The organism is Massilia sp. LXY-5 (assembly GCF_059801075.1).
The window spans coordinates 1-24852 of the sequence record NZ_JBNNEH010000003.1; the positions used below are offsets into that span (position 1 = coordinate 1).

The window sequence follows — 24852 nt, forward strand, 5'->3', positions numbered from 1 at the left end:
ATAGCAAGTCGGTCCCACCCCTTCCCATCCCGAACAGGACCGTGAAACGACTTTGCGCCGATGATAGTGCTGCAACCAGTGTGAAAGTAGGTTATCGTCAGGCTAGTTATAAAGAAAAAACCCGCTCAGTAATCTGAGCGGGTTTTTTTTCGTCTGTCGATTCGTTCTCCAGCTCATTAAAAAGCCCGCCAGCACTGCTGGCGGGCTTTCGTTGTCGGCTTTCCGCAGCCGTGGCGGTAGCCAGGCGGCAACTAGACCGCCTTATTTCACCTGACTATATCCCGGCTCAGACACCCCAGAGGATGTCGCAGCGATTGTCACGGGCCGCGCGCAGCATCTCGAGCATCGGATAGGCCCGGGTCGAGAAGCTGACCAACTGGGCCTGCTCATGATCCGGATCGTCGTCGTCTTCGCCGCGATGGGCCTTGATGTCCTGCGCGACCTCGTCGGACGGCGGGTGCTTGCGGCTTTCTTCGATTTCGTGCTCGAGCAGTTCGACGGCACGCCCCGCTTCAGCCGAGGTGATGACGCCGATCTCCGGTTCCTTGTGGAGCAGGTCCAGGATGCGCTTGGCGTGGTCCTGGTACATCATCACGTCGGGATAGGCTTTGCTTTTGAAGGTAATTAACATAGTGCGTTCTCGTGTTTTTTCGTCGTAACTAAACGATAACACGAGTGCAGGGTGCGGTCACCTCGCGCACGTCCCTAGCGGACACGATGGCGCAGCAACCAGGCGAGCGGCACGACGCCGAATGCGAGCGCCGCAGCGGCGCCCGTGCCCGCTGCGACACCGAGGCCGACCGGTACGGCATCGGCCGCGGCCACACGCGGCAGCAGCCAGGCCAGTGCCGCCCATGCCAGCAGGCCGCACAGCTCGAGCAGGCGGGTCGTCACGCTGCGCTGCCCCCGGTTCTTGAATTCGCCCCGGGCCGTCGGCCGGCCCGTCCACAAATTGATCAAGGCCGCGCTCAGGATTGCGCCGCAGACCGTGCCCGCCGTCAGCAACCCGGCCACGGGCGTGCGCAGGATCAGCCACACGAGCGGAAGGCCGACCAGGACAAATACGGGGAGGACCGCCGCCGCCAGTTTTGCCATGCGCACGGTAGCCATCCTGGCCGGCGAGGTCTGCAGCAGGTCCGGCGCATCTTCGGCCAGCAGGATGATCCAGGACAGCGAGGCGCTCAGTGAACCGCACAGCATCGTCAGGCCGCCGGCAATCGCCGGCACTTGCAGCTCGCTTTTTCGAAACACGATAAAGCACAGCGGCAGCAAATACAGCAGCTGCAGCAGCACTTGCGAGATCAGGTGCGGATCGCGCCCGACCAGGCGCCATTCCTTGACGAGCACAAGCTGCGCCAGGCTGCGATCAAAACGATAGCGCACCGGACCAGAAGGGCGTGCTACGCGCTCGCTGCCCGCCGCTTGCTGCAGACCCTGGACGAAGAAGCGGTGCGTCGAGCGCACGGTCAGCAGTGCGGCAAACAAGCCCAGCGCGGCGACGACGGCGACTGCACGCGCATCGCCGAGGGCGGCGCGTGCCGGCAGGAACAGCAGGCTGCCCGGATCGAGTGTCTCTACCTTCGCCATGACGCGGGCGATCGCCGTCGGTGCCGGACCGTCGCGCTGCGACACCAGGCTGCCTGCCTGCGACAGCAGGAACAGGAGGGCGCCGGCCAGCGCGCCGACGACTTGCGCGACGACACGGGTACGGCGGGCGCCCAGCAGGCGCACCAGCGCGAGCGTGAGCAGCATTGCCGCCGATGCGGCCAGCACCGCCATCGCGAACAGGACCGGATAAATCGCCATCCAGCGGAACTGTCCCAGCACCAGTCCGACGTGGGCAAACGGCGCCAGGAAAAACAGGTACAAGCCGGCGACACCGAAGGCCATGCCCGTCAGTTTCACGATAAAAATGCTGCGCGAGGGCAGCGGCGACGACAGCAGCAAGTCGAGGTCGCCGCGGTCGAACAGCGTCTCGACGCTGCTTTTCAGCGCGCTCGAGAGCATGAACAGAAAGGTCGCCAGCAGGAGCGCGGTGACGGCGACCGCGAACTGACGCGGCGGCATGCCGCCGGCCGGCCCGATCGCATCAAGCAGGGCGAACACGGCGGCGTGCAAGCCGAGCCAGACCAGCAGCCCGCCGCCGATCACCCGCCACGTCGGCCGGCGCGGCGCACCTTCCTTGCCGCTTGCCAGGCTATACCAGAACAGCCGCAATTCATGGCGCAGCAACCACCGGGCAGTGCCGGGCCGCAGCGTCATGCCGGACCCGTCAGGCGCAGGAACATTTCCTCCAGCGTCGCGCCGGGTGTCGCCTCGCGCAATTGATCGAGCGTTCCCTCGGCGATCAGCCGGCCATGCTGGATGATGCCGATGCGTTGCGCGAGCCGCTCCGCTACTTCCAGGATATGGGTGGTCAGGATCACCGTACCGCCCTTGGCCACGTGGGACAACAGCAGATCCTTGACCTGGCGCGCGGCGCCCGCGTCGAGGCCGGTCAGCGGCTCGTCCAGGATGAGGAGCTCGGGTTCGTGGATCAGGGCGCCGGCCAGGGCCAGCTTCTGCTTCATGCCGCGCGAGAATCCCTCGGTCAATTCGTGTGCATGCTGGTCCAGGTCGAGCCATTCGAGCAGTTCGCGCGCGCGCGGCTCGGCCGCCTTGCCGTCGACGCCCCACAAGCCGGCCACGAATTCAAGATACTCGACCGGTTTCAGCTTCCCGTAGAGCATGGGATCGTCCGGCAGATAGGCGAGCTTGCGCTTGGCCGCTGCCGGGTCGGCGGCAAGGTCGATGCCGAGCACCTCGATCCGTCCCGCATCCGGCGCCAGCAGGCCCGCGACCATGCGCAAGGTCGTCGTCTTGCCCGCGCCGTTCGGTCCCAGCAGCGCATAGAATTCCCCGCGCGCGACAGCCAGGTCCAGGCCATCGACCGCCGGGCGGCCGAAACTTTTGCTCAGGCCGCTGAGCGCCAGCGCAGGCGAAGGCGAGTGCGGCATCACAGCAGTTTAAAAGAAGAAATGAACTGGTCGCTGTGCTCGGACGCCACGGCGCTTGCCTTACCCAGCACGATCACCTGGTAGAAGCGCTTGCCGTGCGCTTCGAAATGGCCGCGCAGCTTCATCGGCTGGCCGTTCGCGCTGCCGATGGCGTCGATGTCGACCGCGGCCTCGTTGCCCGCCGTCGCCGTGCTTTCGCGCTCGACCTTGGCGCCGATGTTGCGCACCAGGGCAGTTTTCATGGCCGTGACCGCCGCCTGGGCCTGCGCCGGGTCGGGCGCCGTACCGGTGCCGACGGCAAACATCACGCCTTCGACCTCGGCGGCCGTCATCGTCATCTCCACCTGCATGCCGTCGAGGTCGACATTGCGCGTGTGCGTCGCCGGCTTGGCCGGGAACATGATCCGGTAGGGCGCCTCAGGACTGCTGTAGTCGCGCCAGTTATAGGTGGGATTGCAGCCGAGCAGGAGCAGGGCACCGGAAAGGACGACAACAAGGAATGATCGTTTTTGCATGCGTCGATGGTAGCAGGGCACCTGCCCCCGCGCTAGCTCGGCCGCTCCTGCAGCCCGCGCCGGTACTGCACCGCTTCCGCCATGTGCGGCGCCTCGATGGCCGAAGTCCCCGCCAGGTCGGCGATGGTGCGCGCCACCTTCAGCACGCGGTGATAAGCCCGCGCCGACCAGTGCATCAGCGACATGGCCGAGCGTAGCGTGCGCTCACTCAGCGGATCGAGGGCGCAGTGGCGTTCGATCTCGCGCGTGCTCAGACGCTGGTTCGGCTTGCCCTGGCGCTCCAGCTGCAGCGCATGGGCACGCGCCACCCGCTCGGCGATGCTGGCCGTGCTCTCGCCATCGGCGCGGGCGCTCATCGCATCGGGCGACATCGCGCTCACCTCGATCTGCATGTCGATGCGGTCGAGCAGCGGGCCGGAAATCCGGTCGCGGTAGCGCAGCGCACTCTCGTTGCTGCAGTGGCACTTGCCCGACGGGTGACCCTGCCAGCCGCAGGGACAGGGATTCATCGCGGCGATCAGCTGGAAGCGCGCCGGAAACTCGGCCTGGTGCGCGGCGCGCGAGATGGTAATCCGGCCCGACTCGAGCGGCTGGCGCAGCACCTCGAGCACCTTGCGGTCAAATTCCGGCAGCTCGTCGAGAAACAGGACCCCGCAATGCGCCAGCGACACCTCTCCCGGACGCGGCGCATTGCCCCCGCCGACCAAAGCGACGCCCGAGCTCGTATGGTGTGGACTGCGAAACGGGCGCACGCGCCAGCGTTCGGCCGAAAAACTGCCGTTCAGTGACTGCACCGCCGCCGCTTCCAGCGCTTCCTCGTCCGTCATCGGCGGCAACAAACCCGGGAAGCGCGAGGCCAGCATGCTTTTGCCGGCGCCCGGCGGCCCCATCAACAAGAGCGAATGGTTGCCGGCTGCGGCGATTTCCAGCGCCCGTTTCGCATGCTGCTGCCCCTTGACGTCGGTGAAATCCGGATAGCACACGGGCTGCCCGGGCCGCTCGTTGCGGTAGCGGTCAAGCCGCGCACCCTCGTCGCTTGCGGCGAAGTGGGCGCACACCTGCAAGAGCGTATCGGCCGGATAAATGGCGGCATCCATGACCAGCGCTGCCTCGTCGGCATTTGCTTTCGGCAGGATGAAGGCGCGCCGCGTTTCACCCCCACTACGGCCGATGGCAAAGGTCATTGCCAGTGCACCGCGTACCGGACGCAATTGTCCGGAGAGCGACAACTCGCCGGCGAATTCGTAGCGGTCGAGTTCCGTGGAGGGGATCTGGCCGGAGGCGGCCAGGATGCCGAGGGCGATCGGCAAATCGAAACGGCCGGATTCCTTCGGCAGGTCGGCCGGCGCCAGGTTGACGGTAATGCGCCGCGCCGGCATCTCGAAGCCGACGTTCTGCAAGGCGGCGCGCACCCGGTCTTTCGCCTCGCGCACCTCGGCGTCGGGAAGGCCGACGATGGTCAGGCCGGGGAGCCCGTTGGCGAGATGGACTTCGACGCTGACGGCGGGCGCTTCCATGCCGGACAGGGCGCGGCTGCGTAACACGGCGAGGCTCATGGGGTTCCTGGCGAGTGAGGACTCGCAGGATGGTGGCACCGCTTTGGAGTCCACCTGTTGAGCGCACCCAAGCCTGCATCGTCTCCAGGTTCAGGTGCGTGCAGGGAGTTTCAGACGTCGCGCAAGGTCACGATTGGCATCGTCAGCGCGCGCTTCTCCTTGAAGAAAGCGATATCGAACAGGGCCGCTGCACCGACGACCTCTTTTCCAAGCTGGCGCAGCAGGGCCGCTGCCGCTTCGATGGTGCCGCCGGTGGCCAGCACGTCATCGACGATCAGCACGCGCTGGCCCTTGATGCGCTCCGGCTGGATCTCGATGGTCGCGCTTCCGTATTCGCGCTGGTAATCGATGCTGATCGCCTTGCCGGGCAATTTGCCCGCCTTGCGCGCCATGGCGAAGCCGACCTTGCGCTCGTAGGCGAGGGCACCGGCGATCATGAATCCACGCGCGTCCATGGCAAGAATGAAGTCGAAGTGCAAGCCCTCGGTCTCCGCGTGCAAGGTATCGACGGCGAGGCGCCAATGGTCAGGGTTATCGAAAATGCAACCGACATCGATAAAATTGACACCCGGCTCCGGGTAATCCTGAAAAAATTCCAGCGGAACGCTGTCGAAATCATTCATGTGAGGTATGTGGTCGTGTGGGTGAAGCGAATGGGGGACGAGATTATCGCAGGTCTGCGCACAGGCTGCGCGCAGCAGAAACATGTGCGCATCCCGAGCGCCGTCAAGCCGGTCGCCGGCCGGAAGCTGGCGCTCGAAACGCCGGACGTAACCAGCAGCCTGGCGAACTAGCTGCTGGGCGCCTGCCCGCTGCCGAACGCAGGCCCGGCCAGCTCCAGCAGATGCGCACGCACGTCCCCCGGCCAATCCGCAACGAGTCCCTGGAAGCGTTCGCCATCGCCCGCGAACAGCGCCCGCGACGCCTCTTCGAAGCCGGCCGCATCGCCCATCAGCTCATGCATGAAGCGATAGGCCGCGTCGCGCGCTTCGCGCATCATGTCGGCCTCGCGCGCATCGCGCGAGGCGTGTTCGACCAGCTTGCGCAGCGCCACCGAGGCGCCGCCCGGCTGCTTTGCCAGCCATTCCCAATGGCGCGGCAGCAGCGTCACTTCGCGCGGAATGACGCCCAGCTTCGGGCGGCCGGCGCCGCGCCCGGGCGCACGCGGAATCCGTTGCAGCACCTCTTCTTCCGTGGCGGTGAAATTGATGTCGACCGGTTGACTCGTGGCGGCGTCGAGCACTGCGATCGAACGGTCGGACCCTTTGTCGAGCGCGGCCTTGACGGCGCGTACGACCTCGACGAGCTCACCCCTGGCCAGGAGTTCGGTTCCGGCAAAAGCGATGCAGTTGTTGGGCAGCATGGGATTCTCCTTTCGTGACGCGCTTCCCGACAAGGAGCGCATGCGGAGATATTACCCGGATAAAAAGCAGGGCGCAATAACATCCGGGTAAAATAAGCGATGGCCTTGCGGCGATTCGGCTTACCGGTCCAGCATGGCCTCGACCTTGTCCGTGACGTCGATCTGCGGCCGGTGCCAGATGGTGCGCGTCAGGACCACGTCCACACCGAGCTGGGCGGGCAGGCGGGTGACGATCTCAACGATGCGTTTGGCAATCGCGGCACGTTCGGACGCCGTGCGTTCGGCGAAATCGTCGCTGATTTGCGCCTGGGCGCGGCGGATGTTCCGTTCGAGTTCGCCCACGGCGCGCGAACGCACGAGCTTCTCGCGGTCGTCGAGCTGCGGGGCGTCCTGCGCCAGCTTGTCCGACAGCGCGCGCAGCTGGCGCAGCTGGGCTGCGATCCGCTCGCGCCGCGGGGTGAATTCGGCCTCGATTTTTGCGGTCGCGGCGCGCGCGCGTTTCGAGTCGACCAGCAGGCGCTCGACGTTGACGACGACGATCCGCGCTTCGGCCGGGCGCAGGGTGTCCTGGGCGGCGGCCGGGCCGCACAAGAGCGCAGCAAGGCACAGCGCCGCCACATACTTCAGATGCTTGTTCAATGGTTTTCCTTGCCGGTCGCGCGGCGCTCCAATGCGCCAATCAAACGAAATCATTCGCTTTCCTTCCTGGTGGGACCGGTCCACAGTACCGCCGATGCATCGTCGGCGCTTTTCACCGCCAGGGTGGCGGACGCCCGCGCCGCTTCGAATGCGCGCAGTTCATCGAGCAGAGCGGCCAGTCCATCGGTCCGGCAGCGCTGCGCCAGTTCCTCGATCGTATACAGCCCATAGGAGTCGACCAGCCGATAATAACCGTCGGTCATGCCCAGCACGGCGGTTCCCGGCGCCAGCCGCAAGGCGTATTCGCGCGCCTTGAATTCGCCCTGCGGCGCCAGGCACAGCACATCCGGCGCCGGCGACCCGTGCTGGAATGCGCGGCGCGCACGCAGCATCGGCAGCAGGCGCGCGCGCTTCGCTGCCGGATCGCTCACGCCTTCGAGGGCGAGGGCGGCGATCGCTTCCTGCAGCACGGCCTCCTGCGGATTGAGGTAAGGGTCGAGGTCGAGCACCGCGCCGGCGGCGTCGAATGCGAACGCCTTGCAGTCGCCCAGGCAGTAGAGCGCGAGCGCGAGCTGGTCTTGCTCGTGCCGGATGCGGATCCAGGTGAGGGCGGCCAGCGGGTGGGCGTACAAGGGAATCGCATGGGCGCCGGCCCGCGCCGCCCAGGCGTCGCGCACCGCAGTGACCGCCCGGCGTACGGCCGTGCCCTGGGACAGGCCTGGTGCGATCGCTTTTCCGAGTTCGGCGGCAAAGGCTTGCACGAACCAGGCGACATCGCCCTGTTCGCGGTCGACGTAGTCGGCGTCGGCGACCGAGGTGGCGCCATCGAGCACCACCAGGTCGGTCGTCTCCCCGGACTCGAACACCGCGATCAGGTCTTCATTGATACCGCCGTCCGGGGCGCGGGAAATTTGTTCGGTGGTCATGCACATCGTTGTCGGTTGGCGGATGACCTCGATGTTATCACCGCGGCGTATCGTTAATCGAGCGAAAGCGCCGGGAATGCGTGGACATCGACTTTTCCCGACTCGGACCTGTCAAGAACGCTGTGTTTGTGAGCGCGAACCTCTCTAGAATAGGCAGGCATTGTCCGCCACTTTTTTGGGAGATTCTCATGCAATCCACGCCCCTGTTTCACCTGGCTTTCCCGGTACGCGACCTGGCCGAGGCGCGCCGTTTTTATGGCGATTTGCTCGGCTGCCCCGAAGGCCGCAGCTCCGACGAGTGGGTCGACTTCAATTTCTATGGCCACCAGGTGGTGGCCCACCTGGCGCCCGACGAAGTGAGCGCGGCGCCGACCAACGCGGTCGATGGCCATGACGTGCCGGTGCGGCACTTCGGCGCGATCCTGCCGATGGAGCAGTGGGAAGCGCTGGCCGACAAGCTGCGCGCGGCAGGCACCCGTTTCGTCATCGAGCCGCACGTGCGCTTCAAGGGGCAGGTGGGCGAGCAGGCGACCATGTTCTTCCTCGACCCGTCGGGCAATGCGCTCGAATTCAAGGCCTTCGGCGACATCAGCCAGGTCTTCGCCAAGTAATCAGCCGCATTCGCCCACGTACTGGCAGTTGTCGCAGCGCGTGCAGCCGTCGATCTTGCGCAGCGCGCGGGCGCCGCATTCGGGGCATTTCGCACCCAGGGCCGGCGGCGGCGCGCTTGCCGCCGTGGGCTCGGGCGGCGCCATATCGACTGAACCGCCACGCGCGGCGAGCTGGCGAGCCAGTTGCGGCACCGGTACCTGATTGCCCTGGCTGTCGAGGAAGCCGCGTCCAATCAGGATCCGCTGCAGCATGAAGCCGACCGCGGCCGCCTCCGAGTCGTGAAACACCGGCACCCGCGTGCCGTCCTCGCGCGTGAGAAAACCGCAGCGCACCGGGCCCTTTTCCCAGACCACGTCGCGCATGTCGGCCAGCGCCTTGGCGATCGGCCCGCCGGCGCGCGCCAGCATCGAGAGCAGGCGCATCGAGGAGGTGATCCATTGCTGGCCGTCGCTGCGCTGGTTGGCCGGCATGAAGAATTCGAAGGGGCGCTCGATCGTCACCGGCAAGCCGTCGATCACACCCTCGGCCCGGATGAAGCTCACCGTCAGGTACAGGGTCTTGCGGCCTTCCTGGGTCGAATACTCGATCTTCGAGGTGACCGAATCGAGTTCGCCCAGCGGACGGCCGTCGAAGCGCTTGCGCAGCGGGTCTTCGTCCTGGGCGGGCGTGGTGGCGCCGGCCACCGTTCCCAGCACGCTGCCCAGCACCGTGTTCGGCCGATAGGTCGCCAGCCCCTTCAAGCCGGAGCGCCAGGCTTCCAGGTACAGGCCACGGAAATCGTCATACGGATAATCGACCGGCACGTTCACCGTCTTCGAGATCGAGGTGTCGATGTAGGGCTGGACCGCTTCGAGCATGCGCAGGTGGTCGTCGGCGCTCATCTGCAGGGCGGTGACGAACTGCGGCGGCAGCGGACCGTCCGGCGTGGCATCGGGATCGAGGCGCAGATAAAGGCGCCAGGCGTGGTCCTGCACCTCGTAGGCGCGCATCGAATCGTCCGGCATCCGCTTCTTGCGCTGATAGGTCCAGGAGTAGGCGGGCTCGATGCCGTTCGAGGCATTGTCGGCAAAGGCCAGCGCAATCGTGCCGGTCGGCGCGATCGAGAGCAGGTGGGAGTTGCGGATGCCATGCACGCGGATCGCTTCACGCAGGTCGTGCGGCAGGCGCGCCACGAAGGCGCCTTCCAGGTAGCGCGCCGCATCGAACAGGGGAAAGGCGCCTTTTTCGCGCGCCAGTTCATTTGACGCCGCATACGCCGCATCGCGCAGCGCTTCGGCGATCCGTGCGGCCAGTGCGCGGCCCTCGGGCGCGTCGTAGCGCAGGCCCAGCATGACCAGTGCGCTGCCCAGGCCGAGGAAGCCGAGGCCGATGCGGCGCTTGGCGCGCGCCTCGAGCGCCTGCTGTGGCAAGGGCCACTCGGTGGCGTCCAGCACCAGGTCGAGCATGCGTACCGCGACCGCCGCGACCTCGCGCATGCGCTCGAAGTCGAAGCGGGCGTCCTCGCTGAAGGGCCCGTCGACGAAGCAGGTGAGGTTGATCGAGCCGAGATCGCAGCAGCCGTAGGCCGGCAGCGGCTGCTCGCCGCAGGGATTGGTCGCGCGCAGCCGCTCGCAATACCAGAGGTTGTTCTCGGCGTTCATGCGGTCGATGAACAGCACGCCCGGCTCCGCGTGATCATAGGTCGAGGCCATGATGCTGTCCCAGAGCGTCCTGGCGCGCACTTCGCGGTAGACCCAGAGGCCGTCCTCGCGTTGATGCGCGCCTGCCGCAAGCAGTTCTTCTCCCGGCTCGGCGCGGTGCACCAGCGGGAAGGTGGCGTCCGCTTCCAGCGCATGCATGAAGGCGTCGCTGACGCCGACCGAGATATTGAAATTCGAGAGGGCGCCGCTGTCCTTGGCCGCGATAAACCGTTCGATGTCGGGATGGTCGATGCGCAGCACCCCCATCTGGGCGCCGCGCCGGGCGCCGGCCGATTCCACCGTGCGGCAGGAGGCGTCGAACAATTCCATGTACGAGACCGGTCCGGAGGCGCGCGAGCGGGTGCCGTGGACGAGGCTGCCGAAGGGGCGGATGGCGCTGAAGTCGTAACCGACGCCGCCGCCGCGGCGCATCGTTTCCGCTGCCTCGGCCAGCGCCGTGTAGATGCCGGGCAGGCCATCTTCGCAGCCGGTGACGGAATCGCCTACCGGCTGGACGAAACAATTGATGAGGGTAGCTTTGAGATCGAGGCCGGCGGCGGAGTTGATGCGTCCGCCCGGAACGAAACCGTTTTCCATGGCCCACAGAAAACGTTCGGTGAGTTCGGCGCGGCGTTCAGGGGCTTCTCGCGCGGCAAGGGCGCGGGCCACGCGCTGGCGCACCTCGGCGACCGAGGTCTCGTGGCCTTTCGCGTATTTTTCGCGCAGTACGTCGATCGACACCTCTTGTGGAGGCAAGCCCGTGCCGATCAATTTTTCGTTTGCATTCATGGCGTCACTCGGAAGTTACGCCGGCAGCGCCATTACACCTTCGGAGCCGTCTCCGTCAGCCGCGCTTCCAGCTCGGCCACGCGCAGCTCGAGCGCTTCGAGCTTTGCGCGCGTCTTTGCCAGCACCTGGGCCTGGATGTCGAATTCCTCGCGCGTCACCAGGTCGAGCTTGGAAAAGCCCTGGGTCATCATCGCCTTGACGTTGCGCTCGATGTCCTTGGCGGGCGAGCTTTCCATGGCCTGGTTGATCTTGCCTTGCAAGTCATTAAAGAAATTATTCATATCCAAAAGTCCTGGGTCTGAGGCGGCGCACCGCGGTGGTGCGGGGCGACCTCGTTTAGTGCATGACGGCGCATCCTGCGCCGGCTGCGCACTTATTTGTGGTGAGTATCACCAGAAGTGGGGCGCGAGAGCGAAAAATCAAGCACATGAGAGCCCTTATACACGTCCATAGGGGCTGGCACGCATTCTGCTACAGGATGGGTAAAGCTGCAACCCAGGGCACCAGAACACCACATCCGTCCATCCAAGCAAGGGAAATCGTCATGAAGATCAAGTTAGCAGGTAGTGCAGTCGCGAACGCAGCATTGCTGGCGCTGGTAATGATGGGCAATGCGCAGGCGCAAGAAGCAGCGGCTGCGCCGGTCGCCGAGCACCAGCTCAGCTACAACGCGGCGCTGACCACCGAGTACCGCTACCGCGGGCTGTCGCAGAGCCGCTTCGATCCCGCGCTGCAGGGCGGCGTCGACTACACCCACAGCCCGACCGGTTTCTATGTCGGTACCTGGCTCTCGACCATCAAGTGGACGAAGGACCTGGGCGGCGACGGCAACGTCGAGGTCGACCTGTACGGCGGCAAGCGCGGCCAGATCACGGAAGCGATCAGCTACGACGTCGGCGGCCTGTATTACTGGTATCCGTCGAACGACCTGCACCCGAACGCGAACACCTTCGAACTGTACGGCCAGGTCGGTTTCGGTCCGGGCTACCTGAAGTATTCGCACTCGACCACGAACCTGTTCGGCACCACCGACAGCAAGCAGAGCGGCTACCTGGACCTCGGCGCCAACGTACCGGTCACCGCCGTCGAAGGCCTGGTGCTGAACCTGCACGTCGGGCACCAGCGCGTGAAGAACAACAGCCCGCTGTCCTATACCGACTACAAGGTCGGCGTCACGAAGGACTTCGGCTTTGCCAGCGTGTCCCTGGCCTGGATCAAGGCCAATACCGAAGCCTATGTGGATCCACGGGGACGCAATCTCGGCCGCTCGGCGGCGGTGCTGTCCGTCTCCAAAACTTTCTGAAAGAGGCAATGCGATGAAACTGATTACCGCCATTATCAAGCCCTTCAAGCTCGACGAAGTGCGTGAGGCGCTGTCGGAAATTAACGTGCAGGGCATGACGGTCACCGAAGTCAAAGGCTTCGGCCGCCAGAAAGGCCACACCGAGCTCTACCGTGGCGCCGAGTACGTGGTCGACTTCCTGCCGAAGATCAAGATCGAAGCGGCCGTCGACGACGACATCGTCGACCAGGTCATCGACGCCATCCAGGGCGCCGCGCGCACCGGCAAGATCGGCGACGGCAAGATTTTCGTGTCCGACCTCAGCCAGGTCATCCGTATCCGTACCGGCGAGACCGGCAACGAAGCACTGTAAGGGGATCCTAATGAAATCAATCGCTTCCAAACTCCTCGGCGCTGTGCTGGCGCTGGGTGTTGCGCTGCCGGCCTGGGCCGCCCCAGGCATCAACAAGGGCGATACCGCCTGGATGTTCATCGCCACCATCCTCGTGATCATGATGTCGATCCCGGGCCTGGCCCTGTTCTACGGCGGCCTGGTGCGCGCGAAAAACATGCTGTCGGTGCTGCTGCAAGTGTTCATGATCTTCTCGCTGATCATTGTCCTGTGGTGCCTGTACGGCTATTCGCTGGCCTTCACCGGCGGCAGCCCCTTCATCGGCGGTTTTGACCGCGCCTTCCTGAACGGCATCTACGATCCGGCCGCCGGCGTCTTCAGCATGGCTGCCACCTTCAGCAAGGAGACGATGATCCCCGAGTTCATCTTCGTCGCCTTCCAGGGCACCTTTGCCGCGATTACCTGCGGCCTGATCGTCGGCGCCTTTGCCGAGCGCGCGCGTTTCGCCGCCGTGATGCTGTTCGTGGTGCTGTGGTTCACCTTCGGCTATATCCCGGTCGCACACATGGTCTGGTTCTGGGCCGGTCCTGACGCGATCAAGGACGCAGCCACCCTGGCCAGCGTCACGGCCGATGCCGGTTGGCTGTGGCAGAAGGGCGCGCTCGATTTCGCGGGCGGCACCGTGGTCCACATCAATGCGGCAGTCGCGGGTCTGGTCGGCGCCTACGTGATCGGCAAGCGCGTCGGCTACGGCCGCGAATCGATGGCACCGCACTCGATGACCATGACCATGATCGGCGCTTCGCTGCTGTGGGTGGGCTGGTTCGGCTTCAACGCCGGCTCGGCACTGGAGGCGGGCGACATCGCGGCCCTGGCCTTCATCAACACGCTGCTGGCCACCGCGGCCTCCACCGTCGCCTGGACCATGGGCGAATGGCTCACCAAGGGCAAACCGTCGATGCTGGGTGCGGCATCCGGCGCCGTGTCGGGCCTGGTGGCGATCACCCCGGCCTGCGGTTTCGTCGGCCCGATGGGTGCACTGGTCATCGGTATCGTCGGCGGCTTCGTCTGCCTGTGGGGCGTGAACGGCCTGAAGCGCCTGCTGCGCGTCGACGATTCGCTCGACGTGTTCGGCGTGCACGGTGTCGGCGGTATCGTCGGCGCACTGCTGACCGGCGTCTTCGCCGCGCCGCAACTGGGCGGGCAGGGCGTGTGGGATTACGTCACCAACAAGGCGTCGACCGACGTCTACTCGATCGGCCACCAGGTCTGGGTGCAGGCCCAGGCGATCGGCGTGACCATCGTCTGGTCGGCGGTCGTTGCCTTCGTTGCCTTCAAGATCGTCGACATTGTGATCGGCCTGCGCGTGCCGGAAGAGCAGGAACGCGAGGGCCTGGATATTACCAGCCACGGCGAATCGGCGTACCATTCGTAATACCGCGACCCGATCGGCATAGAAGTGAACAAAAGGGCGCCCCGCGGGGCGCCCTTTTTGTTTTTTCGGTGCGGCGCAACATGAGCCTTTAAAATAGGGCATATTGCCCCAAATTAAGGGCACTCATTGCCAAGAAGCCCGTTTTCAAGAGCTTAATAAAGGACGCCCACTTTCATGGTTCCGCACCTCGCAACCGCCCTGACCGGCCCGCTGCTCGATTTAGAAAAAAAGATCCTCGACGCCACGCCGGCCATCGAGCGCTGGTTCCGCCTCGAGTGGCAGGAGCACACGCCGCCCTTCTATTGCTCGGTCGACCTGCGCAATGCCGGCTACAAACTGGCGCCGGTCGACACCAACCTGTTCCCGGGCGGTTTCAATAATCTCGCCACCGAGATGCTGCCGCTGACGGTCCAGGCGGCGATGGCGGCGATCGACAAATACTGTCCGGACGCGCGCAACCTGCTCCTGATCCCGGAAACGCACACGCGCAACCCGCATTACCTGCAGAACGTGGCGCGCTTGATGCAGATCTTCCGCCAGACCGGCCTGCACGTGCGCCTCGGTTCGCTCTCTCCCGACGTCACCCAGCCGACCCCGCTGGCGCTGCCGGACGGGAACATGCTGGTCGTGGAACCGCTGGTACGCTCAAGCAACGGGCGCCGCCTGGGCCTGGCCGACTTCGATCCGTGCACCATCCTGCTGAACAACGACTTATCGAGCGGCATCCCCTCGATCCTGGAAAACATCCACGAACAGTCGCTGCTGCCGCCGGTCCACGCCGGCTGGGCGCTGCGCCGCAAGAGCAACCACCTGAAGGCGTTCGACGAGGTGGCGAAGAAGTTCGGCAAGCTGATCGACATCGATCCGTGGCTGGTGAATCCGCTGCATGCCAAGGTCAACGAAATCGACCTCGAGCACGACCAGGGGACCGAAGCCCTGGCCGACGCCGTGTCCTCGCTGCTTTCGAAGATCAAGAAGAAATACAAGGAATACGGCATGAAGGAGCAAAAACCCTTCGTGATCGTGAAGCCCGACGCCGGCACCTACGGCATGGGCGTGATGACCGTCAAGGATGCGAGCGAAGTGCGCGACCTGTCCCTGAAGCAACGCGCCAAGATGTCGGTGATCAAGGACGGCGTCGCCGTGACCGACCTGATCGTGCAGGAAGGCGTGCCGACCTTCGAAAAGATCGACGACGCGGTGGCCGAGCCGGTGGTCTACATGATCGACCGCTATGTGGTCGGCGGTTTTTATCGCGTGCACGCCGAGCGCGGCATCGACCAGAACCTGAATGCGCCGGGCTCCCAATATGTGCCGCTGGCGTTTGCCCAGCAGCATGCGGTGCCGGACCTGAAGGCGAAGCCGGGGACGGCGGCGCCGAACCGGTTTTATGTGTACGGCGTCGTGGCGCGGCTGGGATTGTTGGCCGCTTCGCTCGAGATGGAACGCACGGATCCGAATCCGGAAGTGTATTGATTTTGTAGGGGTGGGCGAGGCCAATGGCCTCGCCCACGGATGCATCGGGCTCCGCCCACGCGGGTAAACCACATGCATGCTGCACCTTATCCGCAAGCCGTGCGGTATGCGAGGGCATGACCGCGTGGGCAGAGCCCACCCTACGGTTTCAGTACGTCACCGCTCCTTCTGCACCATATACATGAAATGCGAACGCAACGGCGGCGCCAGCGCCGCGAGCGTTTCCGTCACCAGCGCCGGCATGGCGGCCAGTGCGCGGCCGACGGGGGGCGCCAGCAGCAGGGTCTGGTAATGCCGGCGCTGCCCGGGCCAATAGCCGTCGAGCTCGGCGCACGTGACCTTGCGCACGTGCGGATTGCGCGGGTTGTTGTAGCGGAAGTCGAAGACGAGGCACCAGCCGCCCGGTTTCAACAGGCGCCACATGTCGGCCGCCAGGCGCGCGCGCAGCGCGGGGTCGAGCACCGAGGAGATTACGGTGTTGGCGCTGACCAGGTCGGCATTGGCCGCAGGCAGGGCGCTCAGGGGACCGCAATGCCAGTGCACGTCCGGCGCCGAGCGCGGCCGGGCAAGGTCGAGCCGGTCCTGCTGCAGTTCGGTGCCGGTGAGATGGGCGGGCGTCGCCCCCCAGTCGATCAGCTGGCGCAGGAAACTGCCGGTGCCGCAGCCGACATCGATCACCCGTACCTTGCCGAGGTCGGTCCCGACGGTGTTCGCCAGCAGGCGCGACAAGACCCGCGTGCGCATGGCGTGCTGGAACACGATGTCGGGCCGGTGCCAGGCATAGCGCGCGAGCGCGGCGCCGCCATGCCAGCCGCGGTAGACGCGCGCGATGCGCTCCTGCTCGGGTTGCGGGTCGAGTTGGGCGTTCATGCATCCATCCTCGCGCAGGCTTTCGCGCTCCGGTTTGCGCACGCTCAGGCGCGATGTCGGTCCTGCGCGATCCCGCGCAATTTGCCCATCAGCATTATGTGCCCAGTAGAATTATCTGGACCGGGCGGGCCGGCCGCGCGACTTCGGGATTCCGGCTAAAATCGAGGGCATTACCCAGACAGGACCCTCCATGAAAATCGCCTTCCTCGCCGATCCCTTATCCGGTTTCAAGATCTACAAGGACTCGACCTTCGCGATGATGCGCGAGGCGGCGCGCCGCGGGCACGAGATCTACGCCTTCGAGCAGCGCGACATGGCGCTCGAACTGGGCGTGGTGTCGGCCGAGGTGCGGCGCATCCACCTGACGGGCGAGCAGGACGCCTGGTACCGCGCCGACGAGGCGCGCGACCTGCGCCTGTCGAGCTTCGACGCCATCATCGAGCGCAAGGACCCGCCCTTCGACATGGAATATGTCTACGGCACCTATCTGCTGGAACTGGCGGAGAAGCAGGGCGCGCGCGTCTTCAACCGTCCGTCGGCGATCCGCGACCACAACGAAAAGCTGGCCATCGGCCAGTTCAGCCAGTTTACCTCGCCGACCCTGGTCACCTCCTCGGAAAAGCGCCTGCGCGCTTTCCACGCCCAGCATGGCGACGTGATCTTCAAGCCGCTCGACGGCATGGGCGGCACCGGCATTTTCCGCGTCAAGCACGATGCGATGAACCTGGGCGCCATCATCGAGACCCTGAGCGACAATGGCAAACGTACCATCATGGTACAAAAATACATTCCGGAAATCGTCAAAGGCGACAAGCGCATCCTCGTCATCGGCGGCAAGCCGGTGCCCTTCGCGCTGGCGCGCATCCCGCAGGGGTCCGAAGTGCGCGGCAACCTGGCGGCCGGCGGCATCGGCGTGGCCCAGCCGATCACCGAGCGCGACCGCGAGATCGCCGAGGCGCTCGGGCCGCTGCTGGCCGAGCGTGGGCTGTTGCTGGTAGGATTAGACGTGATCGGCGATTTCCTGACCGAGGTGAATGTCACCAGCCCGACCTGTTTCCAGGAGATCACCGACCAGACCGGTTTCGACGTGGCGGCGATGTTCATCGACGCCGTCGAGCTGGCAACAGGGAAATGACATGGTAGGCATTCTGCTCCTGACCCACGCACCGCTGGGCCAGGCATTCATCACGGCGGTGGCCCACGTGTTTCGCGGGCCGACCGAACGCTTCGAGGCGATCGACGTCGCCGCCGACGAAGACACGCAGGCCGTCAACATCCGTGCGCGCGAGGCAATCGCGCGCCTCGACGAGGGCGATGGCGTGCTCGTGATCACCGACATCAAGGGCGGCACGCCGGCCAACTGCTGCAATTCGCTGGCGATCGACGGCCACGTGGAAGTCATCGCCGGCATCAGCCTGCCGATGCTGCTGCGCGCGATTACCTATCGGAGAGATACGCTCGACGTGGTGGTGGAGATGGCGCTGGCAGGGGCACAAAACGGCGCAGTGCGGGTCGACAACCGCATCCGTGTCGGTTGACCTGGTTTCGGAAGTACCGAGGATGCAGTTCTGACGATTGAAAAGAAAACGAAAACATGATTCAACAAGAACTTGAAATTATCAATAAACTGGGCCTTCACGCCCGCGCATCCGCCAAATTCACCCAGCTGGCCGCGAAATACAAAAGCGAAGTCTGGCTCACCCGCAACGGCCGCCGCATCAACGCCAAGTCGATCATGGGCGTGATGATGCTGGCCGCCGGCAAGGGCGCCAAAGTGACCCTCGAGGCCGACGGCGCCGACGAACAGGACGCCATTACCGCGCTGTCCTCCCTCGTCAACGACAAGTTCGGCGAAGGCGAGTAATGCCGGAATCGGGCCGCTACCGTTCAGGACCCTCGATGGCGTCGTTCACGCTCCATGGCATCCCCGTCTCGCGCGGAATCGCGATCGGGCGCGCGCACCTGCTCACGCCGGCCGCGCTCGACGTCAAGCACTACCTCGTTCCGGAAGAGCAGGTCGAAGCCGAAGTCAAGCGCCTGCAGGACGCGATCGCCGAAGTGCACCGCAACCTGCAGGAGCTGTGGACCGACCTGCCGAAGGACGCGCCGACCGAACTGGGCGCCTTCATCGACGTGCACGCGCTGATCCTGTCCGACCCGATGATTTCCGAAGCGCCGCTCGACATCATCCGCTCGCGCCACTACAACGCCGAATGGGCGCTCGTGACCCAGATCGACGAGCTCTCGAGCCAGTTCGACGAGATCGAAGATCCCTACCTGCGCGAGCGCAAGCACGACATCCAGCAGGTCGCCGAGCGCGTCCTGAAAGTCCTGATGGGCACCGCCCTGTCGGTGCCCCCGGTGCTGGCCGGCGACGAGGGTTACGCGCCGCAGATGGTGGTCGTCGCCCACGACATCTCGCCGGCCGACATGCTTGCCTTCCGCGACCGCTCCTTCATCGGCTTCGTCACCGACGTCGGCGGCCAGAACTCGCATACGGCGATCGTCGCGCGTTCGCTCGACATCCCGGCCTCGGTCGGCATGAGCCAGGCTTCGCGCCTGATCGAGCAGGACGACTGGGTCATCGTCGACGGCGATGCCGGCGTCGTGATCTGCAATCCGAGCCCGCTGGTGATGGAGCAGTACCGCGCGCGCCAGCTGGCCCTGGTGAAAGCGCGCAAGCGCCTGCTGAAGCTGAAAAAGACGCCGGCCGTGACGAAAGACGGCACCGCGATCAAGCTGATGGCGAATATCGAGCTGCCCGACGACTGCCCGCATGCGCTCGACGCCGGGGCCACCGGCATCGGCCTGTTCCGTTCCGAATTCCTGTTCATGGGCCGCGGCGCGCATGCTTTGCGCGTGCCCGACGAGGAAGAACAGTTCGAGCAGTACAAGCGCGCCGTGGTGGCGATGAAGGGCCGTCCGGTGACGATCCGCACGCTCGACGTCGGCGCCGACAAGCCGCTCGACCCGACCGAGCACACGGCCCTGAACCCGGCGCTCGGCCTGCGCGCGATCCGCTACTGCCTGGCCGAGCCCCAGCTGTTCCTGACCCAGCTGCGCGCGATCCTGCGCGCCTCCGCCTTCGGCAAGGTGCGCATCCTGTTCCCGATGCTGGCGCACGCCTTCGAGATCGACCAGACCCTGAACATCCTGGAGCAGGCCAAGGCCCAGCTGCGCGAGCAGAACGTCAAGTTCGACGAGCAGGTCGAAGTGGGCGCCATGATCGAGATCCCGGCCGCGGCGCTGGCGCTGCCGATGTTCGTGCGCCGCATGGATTTCCTCTCGATCGGCACCAACGACCTGATCCAGTACACGCTGGCGATCGACCGCGTCGACTACGAAGTCGCGCACCTGTACGACCCGCTGCATCCGGCGGTGCTGCAGCTGATCGGCATGACGATCGCAGCCGGGCAGAAGGCCGGCATCGACGTCGCCGTCTGCGGCGAGATGGCGGGCGACATCAAGCTCACCCGTCTCCTGCTCGGCATGGGACTGCGCGAGTTCTCGATGCATCCGGCGCAGCTGCTGTCGGTGAAACAGGAAATCCTGAACGCCGATCTCGCCCAGATCGCCCCGCGAATGCGGCGCATCATGCGCTCGATGGAGCCGGCCGAGATCCTCGAAGCGGTCGAACAGCTCCAGCTCAATTAGAAGAACACCGAGCACCGAAGGCGGCCATGATGTACAAAGCGGCCGCCAACAACACAAGTACAAGAAAGTCTCATGGGATCCATTGGAATCGTCTCACCGTCAGCAATGCATTTCGCCGAGCCCTTGCTGTTGCAAAGCGGCGCGCAGATCGGCGACTACACGCTGATGTATGAAACCTACGGCACGCTCAACGCCGACAAATCGAACGCGGTGCTGATCTGCCATGCGCTCAATGCCTCGCACCACGTCGCCGGCACCTATGCCGACGCGCCGAAAAACCTGGGCTGGTGGGACAACATGGTCGGTCCCGGCAAGCCGGTCGACACCGACCGCTTTTTTGTCATCGGCGTCAACAACCTCGGTTCCTGCTTCGGCTCGACCGGCCCGATGCACCTGAACCCGGCCACGAACAAACCCTATGGCGCGGCCTTTCCGCTGCTGACGGTCGAAGACTGGGTCAGCGCCCAGGCACGGCTGGCGGACCGCCTCGGCATCGAACAGTTCGCGGCAGTCATGGGCGGCTCGCTCGGCGGCATGCAGGCGCTGTCCTGGTCCATCAAATTCCCCGAGCGCCTGCGCCACTGCATCGTGATCGCCTCGACGCCGAAACTCTCGGCCCAGAACATCGCCTTCAACGACGTCGCGCGCCAGGCCATCCTCACCGATCCGGACTACCACGGCGGCGATTTTTATGAGCACGGCGTGGTGCCGAGGAACGGCCTGAAAGTCGCGCGCATGGTCGGCCACATCACGTATTTGTCGAACGACGACATGGCCGAGAAATTCGGCCGGAAACTGCGCAACGCGGCCGAAACGAATGACTACAAATTCGACTTCGGCATCGACTTCGAGATCGAATCCTACCTGCGCTACCAGGGCGACAAATTCTCGGAATATTTTGACGCCAACACCTACCTGCTGATCACCAAGGCGCTCGACTACTTCGACCCGGCGCGCGAGCACGGCGGCGATCTGACCAAGGCCCTGGCGACAACGCGCGCCCAGTTCCTGATCGCCTCGTTCTCCACCGACTGGCGTTTCTCGCCCGAGCGCAGCCGCGAAATCGTGCAAGCGCTGATTTCGAACCGGCGCCAGGTGACCTATGCCGAGATCGACGCGCCGCACGGGCACGACGCCTTCCTGCTGGAAGACGCGCGCTACATGGGCGTGGTGCGGGCCTATTACGACCGCATCTGGGAACAAACCGCAGGGGAGGCCGTATGAAATTCGAAGACCTGACGACGCTGCGGCCCGACCTCGCGTTTATTGCGCACTGGGTGGGCGACAGTGCCCACGTGCTCGACGTCGGCTGCGGCGACGGGGCCATGCTGCGCTACCTGGAAAAGGGCAAGCGCTGCACCGGCTACGGCATCGAGATCGCCGACGACAAGGTACTGGAAAGCACGCGGCGCGGCATCAACGTGATCCAGCACGACATGGAAGCGGGCCTGGGCCTGTTCGGCGACAACTCCTTCGACACGGTGCTGTGCCTGTCCTCGCTGCAGATGATGCAGCACGTCGAAGCCCTGCTGCGCGACATCGTCCGCGTGGGGAACGAGGCGATCGTCTCCTTCCCGAATTTTGCCTACTGGCCGCACCGGCTTGCATTGTTAAAAGGCCGGATGCCGGTCTCGCGCTCGCTGCCCTACCAGTGGTACGACACGCCGAACGTGCGCTGCGCAACCATTTACGATTTCAAGGAGCTGGCGGAAGAGTGCGGGCTCGAGGTGCTGGAGTATGTGGCGCTGGCCGACGGCAAGCCCGTGACCTTCCTGCCGAACCTGCGCGGGAGCCTGGCGGTGTTCCGGTTGAAGAAGAAGGCGAAGCGGGGATAAGGTATCGTGCGGTCCCATCCGCCCTTTTCTGCGACGATACTGTTGACAAAAACAGCACACCGGCCACCACCATGAACAAACTCAAACACCTCACACTCTGCCTCGCCCTGTTCGCCAGCTTCGGCGGCGCGCAGGCCGCCCAGGAAAAAGTCGTCCAGGACGGCATCGCCGTCAAGCCGCTCTCGCGCGTGCGCGTCCTTGTTCCGGAAGAGCAGCTCGACGAGCAGGCCGCCCAGCAGTACCAGGCGATGCTCGCGGAAGCACAGCAGAAGGGCGCCCTGGTCCCCGCCACCGACCCGCAGACGAAGCGCGTGCGCGCCGTCAGCCAGCGCATCATTCCCTATGCGCCGCGCTGGAATGAATCGGCCAAGAAGTGGGACTGGGAAGTCAACCTGTTCGACGTGCCCCAGGTGAACGCCTTCTGCATGCCGGGCGGGCGCATTGGCGTCTTTACCGGCATCATCAACCAGCTGAAACTGACGGACGACGAAATGGCCGCCATCATCGGCCACGAGGTCGCCCACGCGCTGCGCGAGCATGGCCGCGAGCGTGCGGCGAAATCCGGCATCACCTCGATGGTGGCACGCGGCGCCGGCGCGCTCGGCGCAGCCATCTTCGGCATCGACCCGAGCATCACGAATACCGTGACCGGCATGATCGGCCAGGGTGTCGTCCTGAAATTCTCGCGCGACGAGGAACGCGAGGCGGACCTCGTCGGCCTGGACATCGCGGCGCGCGCCGGCTACGACCCGCGCGCGGGCGTGGCGCTGTGGCGCAAGATGGCGATGCTGAACAAGGGCGCGCCGCCGGAATTCCTGTCTACCCACCCGGGCGGCGCAACCCGCATCAAGGACATGGAACAGCACATGAACGTGCTGCTGCCGCTCTACGCGCGCAGCAAGGGCACCAGCGTGAACCGCCTGCCGCCTTACCGCACCAACGTCGCGCTGGAATAAGGGACCTCGTACGATGGGGCGCCAGGCAGAAGCCAATTCCTATGTCCCGCTGCCGGTACGTAACGGCGTCGCGCCGAGCTACCTGTGGCTGACCGAGACGCTGGCCGGCGGCATGCTGCGTTTTCTCGCCGCACGCTTTCCAGACGTGACGGTCGACTCCTGGGCCGCGCGGCTGCAGCGTGGCGAGGTGGTCGACGCCCTTGGGGCGCCACTTGGAGCGGACAGCCACGTCCGTAAAGGCATGCGCATCTGGTACTACCGCGAGCTCGACGAGCTTGAAACGCCGATCCCGTTCAAGGAAAAGATCCTGTTCCAGGACGAGCACCTGCTGGTCGTCGACAAGCCGCATTTTTTGCCGATGATCCCGACCGGGCGCTTCCTGCACGAGACCCTGCTGGTGCGCCTGAAAGCGCAACTGGAGCTGCCGCATCTCACCCCGATCCACCGCCTGGACCGCGAAACGGCGGGCGTCGTGATCTTCTCGCACAAGCTGGAGACGCGCGGCAGCTACCAGTCGATGTTCCAGAAGCGGGTGGTGAAAAAAGTGTACGAGGCGCTGGCCGGGCCGATCGAGGGCAGGGAGTTCCCCTTCACCTACCGCAGCCGCATGCAGGACGCGGCCCAGTTTTTCGTCAGCGAAGAGGTGCCGGGCGAGCCGAATTCGGAGACGCTGATCGAGGTGATCGAGCGCCGCGGCGATATCGTCCGCTACCGCCTGCACCCGCACACGGGCCGCAAGCACCAGCTGCGGCTGCACTTGTCGTCCCTGGGCGCGCCGATCCTGAACGACGCCTTTTATCCGGTGGCGCTGCCCTGCAAGGGTGACGATTTTTCAGCGCCCCTGCAACTGCTGGCGCGCTCGATCAGTTTCGACGATCCCTTGAGCGGGGAGAAGCGTACCTTCCATAGCGAACGCACGCTGGACTGGCCGGAATAATCAAAGGTGGTAGTCGATGATCAAGGGGGCGTGATCCGAGAACCGCTCGTCCTTGTACACCGACACCGTATGCGCCTTGGCCGCGATGCCCGGGGTGGCGACGTGGTAATCGATCCGCCATCCCACGTTCTTCGCCCATGACTGGCCGCGGTTGCTCCACCAGGTGTAATCGACGGCGTCCGGCGCCACCGTGCGGTGGACGTCGACCAGGCCCAGTTCGTCGAACAGGCGCGTCATCCAGGCGCGTTCTTCCGGCAGGAAGCCCGAGTTCTTCTGGTTGCTCTTCCAGTTTTTCAGGTCGATTTCCTTGTGCGCGATGTTCCAGTCGCCGCAGATGACGACTTCGCGGCCTTCGGCCTTCAGCTCCTGCAGGTGCGGCAGGAACACTTCCATGAAGCGGAACTTGGCCAGCTGGCGCTCGGGCGAGGACGAGCCCGACGGGCAGTACACCGAGATCACGGTGAGATTGCCGAAGTCGCAGCGCGTGTAGCGCCCTTCGGCATCGAATTCCTGGCAGCCGAAGCCGATGCGCTTGTTGTCCGGGGCCAGGCGGCTATATACGCCGGTACCCGAATAACCCTTCTTTTCGGCGTAGTGGAAATGGCCGTGGTAGCCGTGCGGACGGAGGAATTCCTCGGTCATGTCGGCTTCCTGGGCCTTGAGTTCCTGTACGCAGACGAAGTCGGCGTCGATCGACGCCAGCCAGTTGAAAAAGCCTTTCTTGTGCGCCGAACGGATGCCGTTCAGGTTCGCGGAAATAATTCGTGGCATGGATCAGAGAAGAGAAGTGGAGTTCTTGCATGGGAGCATGCGGCAGGGCGCTAGTGTAGCGCTTTTCCGCATGGCCGGCATGCCATCGCCTGTTGCTCGATGTGCACAGCGGAAAGCGCCCGGCGCATTCCTGCTCAGCATGACTCTGTTAAACTTGACCCTTACGGCCGGACACATTCAGTTTGCGCCGGCAACCAAAGGAAGGACGA

At 64.9% G+C, this 24852-nt stretch carries 26 protein-coding genes and 1 rRNA gene; 14 read left to right on the forward strand and 13 right to left on the reverse strand.

All coding sequences use genetic code 11. The features are described from left to right. Nucleotides 1-103, forward strand: a 5S ribosomal RNA gene (gene rrf, locus ACI48I_RS08975); the annotation flags it as partial. A gap of 183 nt (nt 104-286) precedes the next feature. Here the strand turns inward: rrf and ACI48I_RS08980 are convergent. The 9 genes from ACI48I_RS08980 to ACI48I_RS09020 form a co-directional block, all read right to left on the reverse strand. After that, nucleotides 287-631, reverse strand: coding sequence for a DUF1840 domain-containing protein (locus ACI48I_RS08980; RefSeq protein ID WP_193687230.1), 345 nt, complete (start codon nt 629-631; stop codon nt 287-289). A 74-nt stretch (nt 632-705) separates the two neighbouring features. Further along, on the reverse strand, nt 706-2262 hold the full coding sequence (locus ACI48I_RS08985; protein ID WP_498573978.1) for a putative ABC transporter permease subunit: 1557 nt from the start codon (nt 2260-2262) through the stop codon (nt 706-708). Beyond that, nucleotides 2259-2996, reverse strand: coding sequence for an ABC transporter ATP-binding protein (locus ACI48I_RS08990; protein ID WP_498573979.1), 738 nt, complete (start codon nt 2994-2996; stop codon nt 2259-2261). The genes ACI48I_RS08985 and ACI48I_RS08990 overlap by 4 nt, the downstream gene beginning before the upstream one ends. Further along, complete coding sequence (locus tag ACI48I_RS08995; RefSeq protein WP_498573980.1) at nt 2996-3511, reverse strand: hypothetical protein; 516 nt, start codon at nt 3509-3511, stop codon at nt 2996-2998. The genes ACI48I_RS08990 and ACI48I_RS08995 overlap by 1 nt, the downstream gene beginning before the upstream one ends. Before the next feature lie 32 nt (nt 3512-3543). Beyond that, nucleotides 3544-5067 (reverse strand): YifB family Mg chelatase-like AAA ATPase, encoded by a 1524-nt coding sequence (locus tag ACI48I_RS09000; protein ID WP_498573981.1) that lies wholly within the window; start codon nt 5065-5067, stop codon nt 3544-3546. A 110-nt stretch (nt 5068-5177) separates the two neighbouring features. Next, nucleotides 5178-5774: an adenine phosphoribosyltransferase gene (locus ACI48I_RS09005; protein ID WP_193687225.1), complete on the reverse strand. Its 597-nt coding sequence runs from the start codon at nt 5772-5774 to the stop codon at nt 5178-5180. 83 nt (nt 5775-5857) lie between these two features. Further along, on the reverse strand, nt 5858-6430 hold the full coding sequence (locus ACI48I_RS09010; protein WP_498573982.1) for a DUF2239 family protein: 573 nt from the start codon (nt 6428-6430) through the stop codon (nt 5858-5860). Between the two features lie 120 nt (nt 6431-6550). Further along, entirely contained in the window at nt 6551-7069 is a 519-nt protein-coding gene (locus ACI48I_RS09015) for an OmpH/Skp family outer membrane protein (protein ID WP_498573983.1), read from the reverse strand. A gap of 50 nt (nt 7070-7119) precedes the next feature. After that, a complete protein-coding gene (locus ACI48I_RS09020; RefSeq protein ID WP_498573984.1) occupies nt 7120-7995 on the reverse strand; it encodes a hypothetical protein in 876 nt (291 codons plus the stop codon). A 188-nt stretch (nt 7996-8183) separates the two neighbouring features. Between ACI48I_RS09020 and ACI48I_RS09025 the strand changes: the two genes are divergently transcribed. Continuing rightward, nucleotides 8184-8606: a VOC family protein gene (locus ACI48I_RS09025; protein WP_498573985.1), complete on the forward strand. Its 423-nt coding sequence runs from the start codon at nt 8184-8186 to the stop codon at nt 8604-8606. Here ACI48I_RS09025 and ACI48I_RS09030 read toward each other — a convergent pair whose 3' ends face one another. Both ACI48I_RS09030 and ACI48I_RS09035 read right to left on the reverse strand, forming a co-directional pair. Continuing rightward, nucleotides 8607-11075, reverse strand: coding sequence for an adenosylcobalamin-dependent ribonucleoside-diphosphate reductase (locus ACI48I_RS09030; protein WP_498573986.1), 2469 nt, complete (start codon nt 11073-11075; stop codon nt 8607-8609). It lies immediately after the preceding gene. Between the two features lie 32 nt (nt 11076-11107). Then, nucleotides 11108-11362 carry an accessory factor UbiK family protein gene (locus tag ACI48I_RS09035; protein WP_136222310.1) on the reverse strand — a complete coding sequence of 85 codons (255 nt, stop codon included), beginning with the start codon at nt 11360-11362 and terminating at the stop codon, nt 11108-11110. 257 nt (nt 11363-11619) lie between these two features. Between ACI48I_RS09035 and ACI48I_RS09040 the strand changes: the two genes are divergently transcribed. The 4 genes from ACI48I_RS09040 (at nt 11620) to gshA (ending at nt 15620) form a co-directional block, all read left to right on the forward strand. Then, complete coding sequence (locus ACI48I_RS09040; protein WP_193687219.1) at nt 11620-12378, forward strand: TorF family putative porin; 759 nt, start codon at nt 11620-11622, stop codon at nt 12376-12378. Between the two features lie 13 nt (nt 12379-12391). Beyond that, entirely contained in the window at nt 12392-12730 is a 339-nt protein-coding gene (gene glnK / locus ACI48I_RS09045) for a P-II family nitrogen regulator (protein WP_193687218.1), read from the forward strand. A 10-nt stretch (nt 12731-12740) separates the two neighbouring features. Further along, nucleotides 12741-14144, forward strand: a complete 1404-nt coding sequence (gene amt, locus ACI48I_RS09050; protein ID WP_193687217.1) for an ammonium transporter — start codon at nt 12741-12743, stop codon at nt 14142-14144. A gap of 174 nt (nt 14145-14318) precedes the next feature. Beyond that, complete coding sequence (gene gshA / locus ACI48I_RS09055; RefSeq protein WP_193687216.1) at nt 14319-15620, forward strand: glutamate--cysteine ligase; 1302 nt, start codon at nt 14319-14321, stop codon at nt 15618-15620. 156 nt (nt 15621-15776) lie between these two features. Here gshA and ACI48I_RS09060 read toward each other — a convergent pair whose 3' ends face one another. Beyond that, nucleotides 15777-16490, reverse strand: a complete 714-nt coding sequence (locus tag ACI48I_RS09060) for a class I SAM-dependent methyltransferase (RefSeq protein WP_193687215.1) — start codon at nt 16488-16490, stop codon at nt 15777-15779. A 190-nt stretch (nt 16491-16680) separates the two neighbouring features. Between ACI48I_RS09060 and gshB the strand changes: the two genes are divergently transcribed. The 8 genes from gshB to ACI48I_RS09100 all read left to right on the forward strand — a co-directional run bounded on the left by gshB (nt 16681) and on the right by ACI48I_RS09100 (nt 23872). After that, nucleotides 16681-17625: a glutathione synthase gene (gshB, locus tag ACI48I_RS09065; protein ID WP_193687214.1), complete on the forward strand. Its 945-nt coding sequence runs from the start codon at nt 16681-16683 to the stop codon at nt 17623-17625. Nucleotide 17626: 1 nt separating this feature from the next. Continuing rightward, nucleotides 17627-18028: a PTS sugar transporter subunit IIA gene (locus tag ACI48I_RS09070; protein WP_193687213.1), complete on the forward strand. Its 402-nt coding sequence runs from the start codon at nt 17627-17629 to the stop codon at nt 18026-18028. Nucleotides 18029-18084: 56 nt separating this feature from the next. Further along, the gene (locus ACI48I_RS09075; RefSeq protein ID WP_193687212.1) at nt 18085-18354 is read left to right on the forward strand and encodes an HPr family phosphocarrier protein; all 270 of its coding nucleotides are present in this window, start codon (nt 18085-18087) and stop codon (nt 18352-18354) included. 35 nt (nt 18355-18389) lie between these two features. Further along, nucleotides 18390-20144 carry a phosphoenolpyruvate--protein phosphotransferase gene (gene ptsP, locus ACI48I_RS09080; protein WP_193688833.1) on the forward strand — a complete coding sequence of 585 codons (1755 nt, stop codon included), beginning with the start codon at nt 18390-18392 and terminating at the stop codon, nt 20142-20144. Between the two features lie 72 nt (nt 20145-20216). After that, complete coding sequence (gene metX / locus ACI48I_RS09085; RefSeq protein WP_498573987.1) at nt 20217-21368, forward strand: homoserine O-succinyltransferase MetX; 1152 nt, start codon at nt 20217-20219, stop codon at nt 21366-21368. Further along, the gene (metW, locus tag ACI48I_RS09090; RefSeq protein ID WP_193687210.1) at nt 21365-21979 is read left to right on the forward strand and encodes a methionine biosynthesis protein MetW; all 615 of its coding nucleotides are present in this window, start codon (nt 21365-21367) and stop codon (nt 21977-21979) included. Before metX ends, metW begins: the two co-directional genes overlap by 4 nt. Before the next feature lie 71 nt (nt 21980-22050). Then, complete coding sequence (locus ACI48I_RS09095) at nt 22051-22935, forward strand: M48 family metallopeptidase (protein WP_193687209.1); 885 nt, start codon at nt 22051-22053, stop codon at nt 22933-22935. A gap of 13 nt (nt 22936-22948) precedes the next feature. After that, a complete protein-coding gene (locus ACI48I_RS09100) occupies nt 22949-23872 on the forward strand; it encodes a pseudouridine synthase (protein WP_498573988.1) in 924 nt (307 codons plus the stop codon). On the opposite strand, the gene ACI48I_RS09105 is transcribed toward ACI48I_RS09100, so the two are convergent. Further along, nucleotides 23873-24643 (reverse strand): exodeoxyribonuclease III, encoded by a 771-nt coding sequence (locus tag ACI48I_RS09105; RefSeq protein WP_498573989.1) that lies wholly within the window; start codon nt 24641-24643, stop codon nt 23873-23875. Nucleotides 24644-24852 lie beyond the last annotated feature (209 nt).

Excerpts from the sequence above, each read along its gene's own strand:
- ACI48I_RS08980 (WP_193687230.1), bottom strand. The coding sequence starts at position 631 with ATGTTAATTACCTTCAAAAGCAAAGCCTATCCCGACGTGATGATGTAC.
- ACI48I_RS08985 (WP_498573978.1), bottom strand. The coding sequence starts at position 2,262 with ATGACGCTGCGGCCCGGCACTGCCCGGTGGTTGCTGCGCCATGAATTG.
- ACI48I_RS08990 (WP_498573979.1), bottom strand. The coding sequence starts at position 2,996 with ATGCCGCACTCGCCTTCGCCTGCGCTGGCGCTCAGCGGCCTGAGCAAA.
- ACI48I_RS08995 (WP_498573980.1), bottom strand. The coding sequence starts at position 3,511 with ATGCAAAAACGATCATTCCTTGTTGTCGTCCTTTCCGGTGCCCTGCTC.
- ACI48I_RS09000 (WP_498573981.1), bottom strand. The coding sequence starts at position 5,067 with ATGAGCCTCGCCGTGTTACGCAGCCGCGCCCTGTCCGGCATGGAAGCG.
- ACI48I_RS09005 (WP_193687225.1), bottom strand. The coding sequence starts at position 5,774 with ATGTTTCTGCTGCGCGCAGCCTGTGCGCAGACCTGCGATAATCTCGTC.
- ACI48I_RS09010 (WP_498573982.1), bottom strand. The coding sequence starts at position 6,430 with ATGCTGCCCAACAACTGCATCGCTTTTGCCGGAACCGAACTCCTGGCC.
- ACI48I_RS09020 (WP_498573984.1), bottom strand. The coding sequence starts at position 7,995 with ATGACCACCGAACAAATTTCCCGCGCCCCGGACGGCGGTATCAATGAA.
- ACI48I_RS09025 (WP_498573985.1), top strand. The coding sequence starts at position 8,184 with ATGCAATCCACGCCCCTGTTTCACCTGGCTTTCCCGGTACGCGACCTG.
- ACI48I_RS09030 (WP_498573986.1), bottom strand. The coding sequence starts at position 11,075 with ATGAATGCAAACGAAAAATTGATCGGCACGGGCTTGCCTCCACAAGAG.
- ACI48I_RS09040 (WP_193687219.1), top strand. The coding sequence starts at position 11,620 with ATGAAGATCAAGTTAGCAGGTAGTGCAGTCGCGAACGCAGCATTGCTG.
- glnK (WP_193687218.1), top strand. The coding sequence starts at position 12,392 with ATGAAACTGATTACCGCCATTATCAAGCCCTTCAAGCTCGACGAAGTG.
- amt (WP_193687217.1), top strand. The coding sequence starts at position 12,741 with ATGAAATCAATCGCTTCCAAACTCCTCGGCGCTGTGCTGGCGCTGGGT.
- gshA (WP_193687216.1), top strand. The coding sequence starts at position 14,319 with ATGGTTCCGCACCTCGCAACCGCCCTGACCGGCCCGCTGCTCGATTTA.
- ACI48I_RS09060 (WP_193687215.1), bottom strand. The coding sequence starts at position 16,490 with ATGAACGCCCAACTCGACCCGCAACCCGAGCAGGAGCGCATCGCGCGC.
- gshB (WP_193687214.1), top strand. The coding sequence starts at position 16,681 with ATGAAAATCGCCTTCCTCGCCGATCCCTTATCCGGTTTCAAGATCTAC.
- ACI48I_RS09070 (WP_193687213.1), top strand. The coding sequence starts at position 17,627 with ATGGTAGGCATTCTGCTCCTGACCCACGCACCGCTGGGCCAGGCATTC.
- ACI48I_RS09075 (WP_193687212.1), top strand. The coding sequence starts at position 18,085 with ATGATTCAACAAGAACTTGAAATTATCAATAAACTGGGCCTTCACGCC.
- ptsP (WP_193688833.1), top strand. The coding sequence starts at position 18,390 with ATGGCGTCGTTCACGCTCCATGGCATCCCCGTCTCGCGCGGAATCGCG.
- metX (WP_498573987.1), top strand. The coding sequence starts at position 20,217 with ATGGGATCCATTGGAATCGTCTCACCGTCAGCAATGCATTTCGCCGAG.
- metW (WP_193687210.1), top strand. The coding sequence starts at position 21,365 with ATGAAATTCGAAGACCTGACGACGCTGCGGCCCGACCTCGCGTTTATT.
- ACI48I_RS09095 (WP_193687209.1), top strand. The coding sequence starts at position 22,051 with ATGAACAAACTCAAACACCTCACACTCTGCCTCGCCCTGTTCGCCAGC.
- ACI48I_RS09100 (WP_498573988.1), top strand. The coding sequence starts at position 22,949 with ATGGGGCGCCAGGCAGAAGCCAATTCCTATGTCCCGCTGCCGGTACGT.
- ACI48I_RS09105 (WP_498573989.1), bottom strand. The coding sequence starts at position 24,643 with ATGCCACGAATTATTTCCGCGAACCTGAACGGCATCCGTTCGGCGCAC.